Source organism: Rhodoferax sp. BAB1 (assembly GCF_013334205.1).
Classification (GTDB): domain Bacteria; phylum Pseudomonadota; class Gammaproteobacteria; order Burkholderiales; family Burkholderiaceae_C; genus Hylemonella.
On the sequence record NZ_CP054424.1, the window covers coordinates 3,719,453 to 3,732,372 of the forward strand.

Consider the following 12,920-nt stretch of genomic DNA (forward strand, 5'->3'; position numbering starts at 1 on the left):
TTGGCGCTTACAGAGCGCACCCAAAAGCCGGCTCGTTGCCGGCTTTCCCGGGGACCTTCAGGTCAACGGAAAAGCCAAAACGAGACGTTTTTTGAGTGACTTCTGACCCGACTGCAGAAGACGCCTTGGTTCGGGCCGCGTGCAATGCGCGGCCGTCCGCCATTGGTTGGTAGCGGCCAACCACCAAGCCTGCTGGGTGTGATGCCCGGCGCGCCAGTCGCCAAAGACCTCTCAAGCCCGTGGAGCAGATCTAATGGCCTATACCTATACCGAACGCAAGCGGATTCGCAAGAGTTTCGGCAGCCGCGACAGCGTGCTCGAAATCCCCTACCTGCTGCAGATGCAGAAGGATGCCTACACGGCCTTCCTGCAGGCGGACCTTGCGCCCACCAAACGTACTCCCGAGGGCCTGCAGGCCGCTTTTGAAGCCGCCTTCCCCATCGTCTCGCACAACGGTTTTGTGGAGATGAAGTTCCTGGAATACAACCTGGCCAAGCCCGCCTTCGATGTGCGCGAATGCCAGACGCGCGGCCTGACCTTCGCGTCCGCCGTGCGCGCACGCGTTCAGCTCATCATCTACGATCGTGAGTCCTCGACGCCGCAGAACAAGGTGGTCAAGGAAGTGAAGGAGCAGGAAGTCTATATGGGCGAAGTGCCGCTCATGACGACCAAGGGTTCCTTCATCATCAACGGTACCGAGCGCGTCATCGTGTCGCAGCTGCACCGTTCGCCGGGTGTGTTCTTCGAACACGACAAGGGCAAGACCCACAGCTCGGGCAAGCTGCTGTTCTCCGCTCGCATCATCCCCTACCGCGGTTCCTGGCTGGACTTCGAGTTCGACCCGAAGGACATCCTGTACTTCCGCGTCGACCGCCGTCGCAAGATGCCGGTCACCATCCTGCTCAAGGCCATCGGCCTGAACCCCGAGTCCATCCTGGCGAACTTCTTCGTCAACGACAACTTCCGCCTGATGGACAGCGGCGCGCAGATGGAATTCGTGGCCGAGCGTCTGCGTGGTGAAGTCGCCCGCTTCGACATCACCGACAAGAGCGGCAAGGTCATCGTCGCCAAGGACAAGCGCATCACCGCGCGTCACACCCGCGATCTGGAGCAGTCCGCCACCACCCACATCAGCGTGCCGGAAGACTTTCTGGTCGGCCGTGTGGTGGCCCGCAACATCGTCGATCCGGACACCGGCGAAATCATCGCCAAGGCCAATGACGAGCTGACCGACGCGCTGCTCAAGAAGCTGCGCAGCGCCGGCGTGCAGGACCTGCAGTGCATCTACACCAACGAACTCGACCAGGGCGCCTACATCTCGCAGACCCTGCGCGTGGATGAGACCACCGACGAGTTCGCCGCCCGCGTGGCCATCTACCGCATGATGCGCCCCGGCGAGCCGCCGACTGAAGACGCGGTGCAGGCCCTGTTCCAGCGTCTGTTCTACAACCCGGACACCTACGACCTGTCGCGCGTGGGCCGCATGAAGTTCAACGCCAAGATGGGTCGCAACGACCCGAATGGCCCCATGGTGCTGACCAATGAGGACATCCTCGCCGTGGTCAAGATCCTGGTGGACCTGCGCAACGGCCGTGGTGAAGTGGACGACATCGACCACCTGGGCAACCGCCGCGTGCGTTGCGTCGGCGAACTCGCCGAGAACCAGTACCGCGCCGGTCTGGCCCGTATCGAGAAGGCTGTGAAGGAGCGTCTGGGCCAGGCGGAGCAGGAACCCCTGATGCCGCACGACCTGATCAACTCCAAGCCGATCTCCGCGGCCCTCAAGGAGTTCTTCGGTGCCTCGCAGCTCTCGCAGTTCATGGACCAGACCAACCCGCTGGCCGAGATCACCCACAAGCGCCGTGTCTCGGCTCTTGGCCCGGGCGGTCTGACGCGCGAGCGTGCCGGCTTCGAAGTGCGCGACGTGCACGTCACGCATTACGGCCGTGTCTGCCCGATCGAGACGCCGGAAGGCCCGAACATCGGCCTGATCAACTCGCTGGCCCTGTACGCCCGCCTGAACGAATACGGTTTCATCGAGACCCCGTACCGTCGTGTGGTGGACGGCAAGGTGACGATGCAGATCGACTACCTGTCCGCCATCGAGGAAGGCAAGTACGTCATCGCCCAGGCCAACGCCACGCTGGATAAGGACGGCCGCCTGACCGACGAGCTGGTCTCGGCCCGTGAAACCGGCGAGTCCATCCTGTGCGGCGCCGAGCGCATCCAGTACATGGACGTGTCCCCGGCACAGATCGTCTCCGTGGCCGCTTCGCTGGTGCCCTTCCTGGAGCATGACGACGCCAACCGCGCGCTGATGGGCGCCAACATGTCGCGCCAGGCCGTGCCCGTACTGCGTCCGGAAAAGCCGCTGGTCGGCACCGGCATCGAGCGTGTGGCTGCCGTGGACTCCGGCACCGTGGTGACGGCCAACCGCGGCGGTGTGGTCGACTACGTCGATGCCACCCGTATCGTGGTGCGCGTCAACGACGCCGAGGCCCTGGCCGGTGAAGTGGGCGTGGACATCTACAACCTTATCAAGTACCAGCGTTCCAACCAGAACACCAACATCCACCAGCGTCCCATCGTCAAGAAGGGCGACAAGCTGGCCAAGGGTGACGTGATCGCCGACGGCGCGTCGACCGACCTGGGCGAGATCGCCATCGGCCAGAACATGCTGATCGCCTTCATGCCCTGGAACGGCTACAACTTCGAGGACTCGATCCTGATCTCGGAGCGCGTCGTCGCCGAAGACCGCTACACCTCGATCCACATCGAGGAACTGGTGGTCATGGCGCGTGACACCAAGCTCGGTGCCGAGGAAATCACCCGCGACATCCCCAACCTGTCTGAACAGCAGCTGAACCGCCTGGACGAGTCCGGCATCATCTACGTGGGTGCCGAAGTCATGCCCGGCGACACGCTGGTAGGTAAGGTCACGCCCAAGGGCGAGACCACGCTGACGCCGGAAGAGAAGCTGCTGCGCGCCATCTTCGGCGAGAAGGCCAGCGACGTGAAGGACACTTCGCTGCGTGTGGACCAGGGCTCGCAGGGCACCGTCATCGACGTGCAGGTCTTCACCCGTGAAGGCATCACGCGCGACAAACGCGCCCAGCAGATCATCGACGACGAGCTCAAGCGTTACCGCCTGGACCTGAACGACCAGCTGCGCATCGTGGAAGCCGACGCCTTCGACCGTATCGAGAAGCTGCTCAACGGCAAGGTCGCCAACGGCGGCCCGCAGAAGCTGGCCAAGGGCACGAAGATCGACAAGGCCTATCTGGCCAGCGTCGAGAAGTTCCACTGGTTCGACATCCGCCCGGCGGACGACGAAGTGGCTTCGCAGCTCGAATCGATCAAGAACTCGATCGAGCAGCAGCGCCACAGCTTTGACCTGGCCTTCGAAGAGAAGCGCAAGAAGCTCACGCAGGGCGACGAACTGCCGGCGGGCGTGCTGAAGATGGTCAAGGTCTACCTGGCCGTCAAGCGCCGCCTGCAACCCGGCGACAAGATGGCCGGCCGCCACGGCAACAAGGGTGTGGTGTCCAAGATCGTTCCGATCGAAGACATGCCCCATATGGCCGACGGCACGCCGTGCGACATCGTGCTCAACCCCCTGGGCGTGCCCTCGCGCATGAACGTGGGCCAGGTGCTGGAAGTGCACCTGGGCTGGGCTGCCAAGGGTATCGGCCACCGCATCGGCGACATGCTGCAGGCGGAAGCCAAGGCGGCCGAGCTGCGCGCCTACATGGACAAGCTCTACAACAGCTCGGGCCGCAAGGAAGACCTCAGCAAGTTGACCGATGCGCAAGTTGTCGAGATGGCAACCAACCTGTCGAATGGCGTGACCTTCGCCACCCCGGTGTTCGACGGCGCCTCGGAAGACGAGATCCGCGAGATGCTCAAGCTGGCCTACCCGGAGCACGTGGCCAAGGCCAAGGGCCTGACCGCGACGCGCACGCAGGCGCAGCTGTATGACGGCCGCACCGGCGACGCCTTCGAGCGCACGACCACGGTGGGTTACATGCACTTCCTGAAGCTGCACCACCTGGTGGACGACAAGATGCATGCCCGTTCGACCGGCCCGTACTCCCTGGTCACCCAGCAGCCGCTGGGCGGCAAGGCGCAGTTCGGCGGCCAGCGTTTCGGCGAGATGGAGGTCTGGGCGCTGGAAGCGTACGGCGCCGCCTACACGCTGCAGGAAATGCTCACCGTCAAATCCGACGACGTGCAGGGCCGTACCAAGGTCTACGAGAACATCGTCAAGGGCGAGCATGCCATCGAAGCCGGCATGCCCGAGTCGTTCAACGTGCTGGTCAAGGAAATCCGTTCCCTGGGCCTGGACATCGAGCTCGAGCGCTCCTAATTCGCAAAGGATAGAGTCATATGAAATCCCTACTCGACCTGTTCAAGCAGTTCACGCCGGATGAGCATTTCGATGCCATCAAGATCGGCCTGGCCTCGCCCGAGAAGATCCGTTCCTGGTCCTTCGGCGAGGTGAAGAAGCCCGAGACCATCAACTACCGCACCTTCAAGCCCGAGCGTGACGGCCTGTTCTGTGCCAAGATCTTCGGCCCCATCAAGGACTACGAGTGCCTGTGCGGCAAGTACAAGCGCCTCAAGCACCGCGGCGTGATCTGCGAGAAGTGCGGCGTTGAAGTCACGCAGACCAAGGTGCGCCGTGAGCGCATGGGTCACATCGACCTGGCCGCGCCTTGCGCCCACATCTGGTTCCTGAAGTCCCTGCCCTCGCGCCTGGGCCTGGTGCTGGACATGACGCTGCGCGACATCGAGCGCGTGCTGTACTTCGAAGCCTATGTGGTGACCGACCCCGGCATGACCCCGCTGAAGAAGTTCAGCATCATGTCCGAGGACGACTACGACGCCAAGGTCAAGGAACACGGTGACGAGTTCACCGCCAAGATGGGCGCCGAAGGCATCAAGGACCTGCTGCAGGGCATCGAGATCGACACCGAGATCGAGCGCCTGCGCGGTGACCTGACCGGCTCCGAGCTGAAGGTCAAGAAGAACGCCAAGCGCCTGAAAGTGCTGGAAGCCTTCAAGAAGTCCGGCATCAAGCCCGAGTGGATGGTGCTGGAAGTGCTGCCCGTGCTGCCGCCGGACCTGCGTCCGCTCGTTCCCCTGGACGGCGGCCGCTTTGCGACCTCCGACCTGAACGACCTCTACCGTCGTGTCATCAACCGCAACAGCCGCCTGCGTCGCCTGCTCGAGCTCAAGGCGCCCGAGATCATCGCGCGCAACGAGAAGCGCATGCTGCAGGAAGCCGTGGATTCGCTGCTGGACAACGGCCGCCGTGGCAAGGCCATGACGGGCGCCAACAAGCGCGCGCTCAAGTCCCTGGCAGACATGATCAAGGGCAAGAGCGGTCGTTTCCGCCAGAACCTGCTGGGCAAGCGCGTCGACTACTCCGGTCGTTCCGTCATCACCGTGGGCCCGACCCTCAAGCTGCACCAGTGCGGCCTGCCCAAGCTGATGGCCCTGGAGCTGTTCAAGCCTTTCATCTTCTCGCGCCTGGAAGCCATGGGCATCGCCACCACCATCAAGGCGGCGAAGAAGGAAGTCGAGACCGGCACGCCAGTGGTCTGGGACATCCTGGAAGAGGTGATCAAGGAGCACCCGGTGCTGCTGAACCGCGCACCGACGCTGCACCGCCTCGGTATCCAGGCCTTCGAGCCCATCCTGATCGAGGGCAAGGCCATCCAGCTGCACCCGCTGGTTTGTGCCGCCTTCAACGCCGACTTCGACGGCGACCAGATGGCCGTGCACGTCCCGCTGTCGGTGGAAGCCCAGATGGAAGCCCGCACCCTGATGCTGGCCTCCAACAACGTGCTGTTCCCCGCCAACGGCGAGCCCTCCATCGTTCCTTCGCAGGACGTGGTGCTGGGCCTGTACTACACGACCCGTGAGCGCGTCAACGGCAAGGGCGAAGGCATGATGTTCGCCGACACCGCCGAAGCCCTGCGCGCCCTGGACGCCGGCATGGTCGAGCTGACCGCGCGCGTCCACGTGCGCCTGACCGAGTGGACCAAGGACAAGGATTCCGGCGAGTTCGTGCCCGAGACCAAGGTCGTCGAGACCACGGTCGGCCGCGCGCTGCTGTCGGAGATCCTGCCCAAGGGCCTGCCCTTCAGCAACATCAACAAGGCGCTGAAGAAGAAGGAAATCTCCAAGCTGATCAATGTGTCCTTCCGCAAGTGCGGCCTGAAGGAGACCGTGGTGTTTGCAGACAAGCTGCTGCAAAACGGTTTCCGTCTGGCGACCAAGGCGGGCATTTCGATCTGCATCGACGACATGCTGGTGCCCAAGGAAAAGGGCGAGATCATCGAGTCGGCCGAAAAAGAGGTCAAGGACATCGAGCAGCAGTACACCTCGGGTCTGGTGACCTCCGGCGAGCGCTACAACAAGGTGGTGGACATCTGGGGCAAGGCCGGCGACAAGGTCTCCAAGGTCATGATGGACCAGCTGCGCACCGAGAAGACCACGGATCGCCATGGCAAGACGGTGGACCAGGAGTCCTTCAACTCCATCTACATGATGGCCGACTCCGGTGCGCGCGGCTCTGCTGCGCAGATCCGCCAGCTGGCCGGCATGCGCGGCCTGATGGCCAAGCCCGACGGCTCCATCATCGAGACGCCCATCACGGCCAACTTCCGTGAAGGCCTCAACGTGCTGCAGTACTTCATCTCCACGCACGGCGCCCGCAAGGGCCTGGCCGACACGGCGCTGAAGACGGCCAACTCCGGCTATCTGACCCGCCGTCTGGTGGACGTGACGCAGGACCTGGTGGTGACGCAGGACGACTGCGGCACCAGCGAAGGTTCGCTGATGCGCGCCATCGTCGAGGGCGGCGAGGTGATCGAGTCGCTGCGCGACCGTGTGCTGGGCCGTACCGCGGCCGAGGACGTGCTGCATCCGGAATCCCGCGTCGTGCTGGTGCCGGCTGGCAACATGCTGGACGAGGACATCATCGAGGAACTGGAAGCCGCCGGTGTCGACGAGGTCAAGGTCCGCACCGCGCTGACCTGCGCCACGCGCTTTGGCCTGTGCGCCAAGTGCTACGGCCGTGACCTCGGCCGTGGCGGCCTGGTCAACATGGGCGAGGCGGTCGGCGTGATCGCTGCCCAGTCCATCGGCGAGCCGGGCACGCAGCTGACCATGCGTACCTTCCACATCGGTGGTGCCGCTTCGCGTGCGGCCATCGCCTCCAGCGTGGAAGCCAAGTCCAACGGCATCATCGGCTTCAATGCCACGATGCGCTACGTGACCAACAGCAAGAAGGAGCTCGTGGTGATCGCCCGTTCCGGCGAGATCATCATCCAGGACGAGCATGGCCGCGAGCGTGAACGTCACAAGGTGCCTTACGGCGCCATCCTGACGGTCAAGGCTGACCAGGCCATCAAGGCCGGCACCATCCTGGCCAACTGGGATCCGCTGACCCGCCCGATCATCACCGAGTTCGCCGGCAAGGCGCACTTCGAGAATGTCGAAGAGGGCCTGACCGTGGCCAAGCAGGTGGACGAAGTCACCGGCCTGTCCACCCTGGTCGTGATCGACCCCAAGCGTCGCGGTTCCGTCAAGGTCGTGCGTCCGCAGGTCAAGCTGATCGACGCCTCGGGCAACGAGGTCAAGATCCCCGGCACCGACCACTCGGTGACCATCGGCTTCCAGGTCGGCGCCCTGATCCAGGTGCGTGACGGCCAGGACGTGGGCCCGGGCGAAGTGCTGGCCCGTATCCCGATCGAAGGCCAGAAGACCCGCGACATCACCGGCGGTCTGCCGCGTGTGGCCGAGCTGTTCGAAGCCCGTTCCCCCAAGGACAAGGGCATCCTGGCCGAGGTCACGGGTACCGTGTCCTTCGGCAAGGAGACCAAGGGCAAGGTCCGCCTGCAGATCACCGATCCCGAAGGCAAGGTCTGGGAAGAGCTCGTGCCCAAGGAAAAGAACATCGTGGTGCACGAAGGCCAGGTGGTCAACAAGGGCGAGAGCATCGTCGACGGCCCGGCCGACCCGCAGGACATCCTGCGCCTGCTGGGCATGGAAGAGCTGGCACGTTACATCGTGGACGAAGTCCAGGACGTCTACCGCCTGCAGGGCGTGAAGATCAACGACAAGCACATCGAGGTGATCGTGCGCCAGATGCTGCGCCGTGTCGTGGTCGAGAACCCGGGTGACTCGGGCTACATCGGCGGCGAGCAGGTGGAACGCTCGGAGATGCTCAACACCAATGACGCCCTGCGCAAGGACGGCAAGCTTCCCTCGACCTACACCAACCTGCTGCTGGGTATCACCAAGGCCTCGCTGTCCACCGACAGCTTCATCAGCGCCGCCTCCTTCCAGGAGACCACGCGCGTGCTGACCGAAGCCGCCATCATGGGCAAACGCGACGAGCTGCGCGGTCTGAAGGAAAACGTCATCGTCGGCCGCCTGATCCCGGCGGGTACCGGCATGGCCTACCACGACGCCCGCAAGATCCGCGAGGGCATGGACGAGGCCGAGCGCCGCGCCATCGCCGATGCGGAGGCCGCCGAGCTGGCCCAGAGCAGCGAAGGCGCTGCCACCGAGTAAGACCGGTTGCGCTCGCGCAAAATGCCCCAGGTGCTCCGCACTTGGGGCATTTTTTTGCCTGGGGCCGGATGGACGATGAACATGTCGAGGAACGATGCATGAGTGAGACCGGGCAAGCCCCCGCCTTATGGCGCCAGTTGCAGGCCGGTGCAGTCGCCCTGGCGGCCATCCGCGCCGGCAGCTCCGGGACGCTGGCCATCGAGGCCGTGCCCGCCCTGCTGCGCCCCGGCGTGCAGGCGCTGGTCTACGCCGCGCTGCGCCAGCTCGGCCGCGCCGAAGCCCTGCGCAAGTTGCTGGCCCCGCGCAAGCCGCCGCCGGCGGCCGATGCCCTGCTGTGCCTGGCCCTGGCCCTGGCCTGGCGCGACGAGGGGGCGCCCTACGAGGTCCATACCCTGGTCAACCAGGCCGTGGAAGCGGCCAAACGGACCGAGGCCACCCACGCCCAGGCCAACTTCATCAACGCCTGCCTGCGCCGTTTCCTGCGCGAACGCGAGGCCCTGGTGGCACAGACCGAACAGGATCCGGTCGCGCGCTGGAACCACCCGGCCTGGTGGATCACCCGCCTGCAGCGGGAGGTGCCGGAGCACTGGCAGGACATCCTGCAGGCCAACAACCGGCAGGCGCCCATGACGCTGCGCGTGAACAGCCGCCAGACGACGGTGGCGGACTATCTGGAGGTCTTGCGCACGGCCGGCATCCCGGCCGTGCGCAATGGCTCTTACGGCGTGACTCTGGGGGAGCCGCTGCCGGTGCAGCAGATCCCGGGTTTCATCCAGGGACAGGTCTCGGTGCAGGACGCGGCGGCCCAGCTGGCGGCCCCCCTGCTGTTGCAGGGCCTGGAGGGCCGGCCCGGCTTGCGCGTGCTCGATGCCTGCGCCGCCCCCGGCGGCAAGACGGCCCATCTGCTGGAACTGGGCGCGGGGGAGGTCACGGCCCTGGACATCGACCCGCAACGCTGCGGGCGCATCCGCGAGAACCTGCAACGCCTGGGCCTGCAGGCTGAGGTGCTGGCGGCGGACGCGGGCACGCCGCAGCGCTGGTGGGACGGGCAGCCGTTTGATGCCATCTTGCTCGACGCCCCCTGCACCGCCTCAGGCATCGTGCGCCGCCATCCGGACGTGCGCTGGCTGCGCCGCGAGAGCGACATCACCCAACTGGCGATCCAGCAGGCCCGTCTGCTGGCCACGCTCTGGCCCCTGCTCAAACCAGGGGGACGATTGGTGTACTGCACCTGCTCGGTGTTCCGGGCCGAGGGGGAAGAGCAGGTGCAGGCGTTTCTTGCACACAACAGAGCGGCACGTTTGCTGCCTTCGCCCGGCCATTTATGGCCCTCCATGTCGCGGGGAAGCGCCGCGGTCACGGACAATCAGAGCAGTGATCAAGACGGTTTTTATTACGCACTGCTGGAGAAGGGCGAGGGCTGAGCTGTCCGCGCTGCTTGTCTGCGCCCTGTTCGGGCTGCTGCAGCCGCTGCCCCTGCATGCGCAGCCGGCCCGGGTTGAGATCACCCAGCTGGATCTGGGCCGCAGCGGCGAGGGGGTCGATCTGGCGGCCACCGTCACTTTTGATTTGCCCTCGGCTGTGCAGGATGCCCTGTACAAGGGCCTGCCGGTGATCTTCGTGCAGGAGGCCGAGGTCTACCGCGAGCGCTGGTACTGGCTGGACAAGCGCGTGGGCGGGGCCCAGCGCCACATGCGCCTGGTGTTCCAGCCTCTGATCCGCCGCTGGCGGCTCACCATGGGGGCCGGACTGGCCAGCAGCGGCGGAGCCGGTGTGGCCCTGGCACAGACCTTCGATACGCTGGACGAGGCCCTGGCCGTGATCCGGCGCGTCTCGGGCTGGCGCATCGCCAGCCTGGCCGACCTGGAGGCCGGATCGCAGCACCGCTTCGAGTTCCGCTTCCGTCTCGATGTCACGCAACTGCCCCGTCCCTTGCAGATCGGCGCCCTGGGTGAGAGCGACTGGGTGCTGGCCGTCAGCGCCAGCAAGCGCCTGGCGCCGGAGAACCTGAAGTGAAACCCCCGGCCGCGGGTGCCGACAAGCGCCTGTATCCGCAGCAATCCAGGGCCTTGCGCTGGACCCTGGGTGTGGTGCTGGCCATCGTCGTGGCCATCGGCATGGTGCTGCTCTTCCTGCTGACCCAGGCCACCGACAACCGCGAGATGTACGAGCGCAACTACGCGCGCCTGTTCACCCTCAACGTGGTGGTGGCCGTGACGCTGCTGGGGGTCATCGCCTGGGTGGCCTGGCGCTTGTTCAAGCGCCTGCGCCAGGGGCGCTTCGGCAGCCGGCTGCTGGTCAAGCTGGCCGCGGTGTTTGCGCTGGCCGGCTTCGTGCCGGGCCTGCTGATCTATGTGGTCTCCTACCAGTTTGTCTCGCGCTCCATCGAGAGCTGGTTCGACGTGCAGGTCGAAGGCGCGCTGGAGGCCGGCCTGGGCCTGGGGCGTGCCACCCTCGACACCCTCTCCAAGGACCTGGCCGGCAAGACGCGCGCTTCCGCTGCCCAGTTGCAGGACACGCCCGATGTGGTGGCCGGCCTGATGCTGGAGCGCCTGCGCGAACAGCTGGAGGTGCGTGACGCCATCCTCTGGAGTGCCAATGGCCAGGTACTGGCCAGCGTGGGGGATCTGCGTTTCCAGCTCAATCCGGAAAAACCGCCGCCCGCCCAGTTCCGCAAGGCGCGCACCCAGCGCGCCGTGACCTGGGTCGAGGGCCTGGAAGAAGGCAGCGCCATGGCGCCGGCGCAGGCGCGCATCACGGCCCTGGTGCTGGTGCCACGCACGGGCCTGGAAATCCTGGACGAGCCGCGTTTCCTCATGGTCACCCAGATCCTGCCCGAAACCCTGGTGGCCAATGCCCTGGCGGTGACCGAGGCGCATCGCGAGTACCAGGAGCGCGCGCTGGCACGCCAGGGCCTGCGGCGCATGTACATCGGCACGCTCACCCTCAGCCTTTTCCTCGCCGTCTTCGGCGCCGTGCTGCTGGCCGTGGTGCTGGGTAACCAGATCACGCGGCCGCTGCTGCTGCTGGCCGACGGCGTGCGCCAGGTGGCGGCCGGCGACCTGACCCCGAAGGCGGCGCTGCAGGGGCGTGATGAACTCGGCGGCCTGACGCGTTCCTTTGCCGACATGACGCAGCAGCTGGCCGACGCACGCCATGCGGTCGAGAGCAGCATGGAGCAGGTCAACGCCGCGCGCGAGAACCTGCAGACCATCCTGGACAACCTGACTGCCGGGGTCATGGTGCTGGACGCGCAGGGCGTGATCCAGTCGGTCAACCCCGGGGCCACCCGCATCCTGCGCGTGCCCATGGCCGCCTGGGAGGGCAAGCACCTGGCCGACATCGCGGGGCTGGAGGACTTCGCCAGCAACGTGCAGCAGCAGTTCGACCGTTTCGTCGAGGAGCGCGCCGAACACGCCCTGGACCACTGGCAGCAGTCCTTCGAACTCGGCCCGCCCTCGGGCTCGCCGGCGGCCGGCACCAGCGGGGAGAGTACCCTGACCCTGGTGGCGCGCGGTGCCGAACTGCCGGGCAAGGCCTGGCTGCTGGTGTTCGACGATATTTCCGAAATCGTCTCGGCCCAGCGCTCCCAGGCCTGGGGCGAAGTGGCGCGCCGCCTGGCCCATGAGATCAAGAACCCGCTCACGCCCATCCAGCTCTCCGCCGAGCGGCTGGAGAAAAAACTCGCCGGCAAGGTCGAGCCCACCGAGCAGGCCGTGCTGACCAAATCGGTCAAGACCATCGTCGACCAGGTCGATGCCATGAAACGCCTGGTCAACGAATTCCGCGACTATGCGCGCCTGCCTGCGGCCGAACTCAAGCCGCTGGACCTCAATGCCCAGGTGGTCGAGGTGCTGCATCTGTATGGCGGCGACAGTGCTCGCGTGCCGGTGCGCGCCGAACTGGACGAACGCTGTCCCCGTATCCTGGGCGACGCGCAGCAGCTGCGCCAGGTGCTGCACAACCTGCTGCAGAATGCCCAGGACGCGACCGATACCGCCGGACGCAGCGGGCCGGAATTCCCGGTGATCGTGCGCACCCAGTGGGTGGAAGCCAGTGGCCGTGTGCGCCTGAGCGTGCTGGACTGGGGCGTGGGTTTCCCCGAGGCCATCCTCAAGCGCGCCTTCGAGCCCTACGTCACCACCAAGGCCAAGGGCACCGGCCTGGGCCTGGCCGTGGTCAAGAAAATTGCCGACGAACACGGTGCCCGGATCGACCTGGCCAACCGCCTGGCCGAGGAGCAGGTGGTGGGGGCGCAAGTATCGTTATCATTCGCAGTGGAGAAACCGGCCCCGGCCTGAATCCCGCCCGAACTACGAGAGACCCGCGTTCAC

At 65.7% G+C, this 12,920-nt stretch carries 5 protein-coding genes; all 5 read left to right on the top strand.

Going from position 1 to position 12,920, the window contains the following annotated elements:
- Positions 1-253 precede the first annotated feature (253 nt).
- The 5 genes from rpoB (at position 254) to HTY51_RS18040 (ending at position 12,887) form a co-directional block, all read left to right on the top strand.
- A complete protein-coding gene (gene rpoB, locus HTY51_RS18020; protein ID WP_174254020.1) occupies positions 254-4,366 on the top strand; it encodes a DNA-directed RNA polymerase subunit beta in 4,113 nt (1,370 codons plus the stop codon).
- A gap of 20 nt (positions 4,367-4,386) precedes the next feature.
- On the top strand, positions 4,387-8,586 hold the full coding sequence (gene rpoC, locus HTY51_RS18025) for a DNA-directed RNA polymerase subunit beta' (protein ID WP_174254021.1): 4,200 nt from the start codon (positions 4,387-4,389) through the stop codon (positions 8,584-8,586).
- Positions 8,587-8,684: 98 nt separating this feature from the next.
- A complete protein-coding gene (gene rsmB / locus HTY51_RS18030; protein ID WP_174254022.1) occupies positions 8,685-10,010 on the top strand; it encodes a 16S rRNA (cytosine(967)-C(5))-methyltransferase RsmB in 1,326 nt (441 codons plus the stop codon).
- Positions 9,961-10,602, top strand: a complete 642-nt coding sequence (locus tag HTY51_RS18035) for a DUF4390 domain-containing protein (protein ID WP_254606929.1) — start codon at positions 9,961-9,963, stop codon at positions 10,600-10,602. The genes rsmB and HTY51_RS18035 overlap by 50 nt, the downstream gene beginning before the upstream one ends.
- On the top strand, positions 10,599-12,887 hold the full coding sequence (locus tag HTY51_RS18040; RefSeq protein ID WP_254606930.1) for an ATP-binding protein: 2,289 nt from the start codon (positions 10,599-10,601) through the stop codon (positions 12,885-12,887). Before HTY51_RS18035 ends, HTY51_RS18040 begins: the two co-directional genes overlap by 4 nt.
- Positions 12,888-12,920 lie beyond the last annotated feature (33 nt).

Bases quoted from the DNA above. Each gene is read 5' to 3' on its own strand.
- rpoB (WP_174254020.1), top strand. From the start codon at position 254: ATGGCCTATACCTATACCGAACGCAAGCGGATTCGCAAGAGTTTCGGC.
- rpoC (WP_174254021.1), top strand. From the start codon at position 4,387: ATGAAATCCCTACTCGACCTGTTCAAGCAGTTCACGCCGGATGAGCAT.
- rsmB (WP_174254022.1), top strand. From the start codon at position 8,685: ATGAGTGAGACCGGGCAAGCCCCCGCCTTATGGCGCCAGTTGCAGGCC.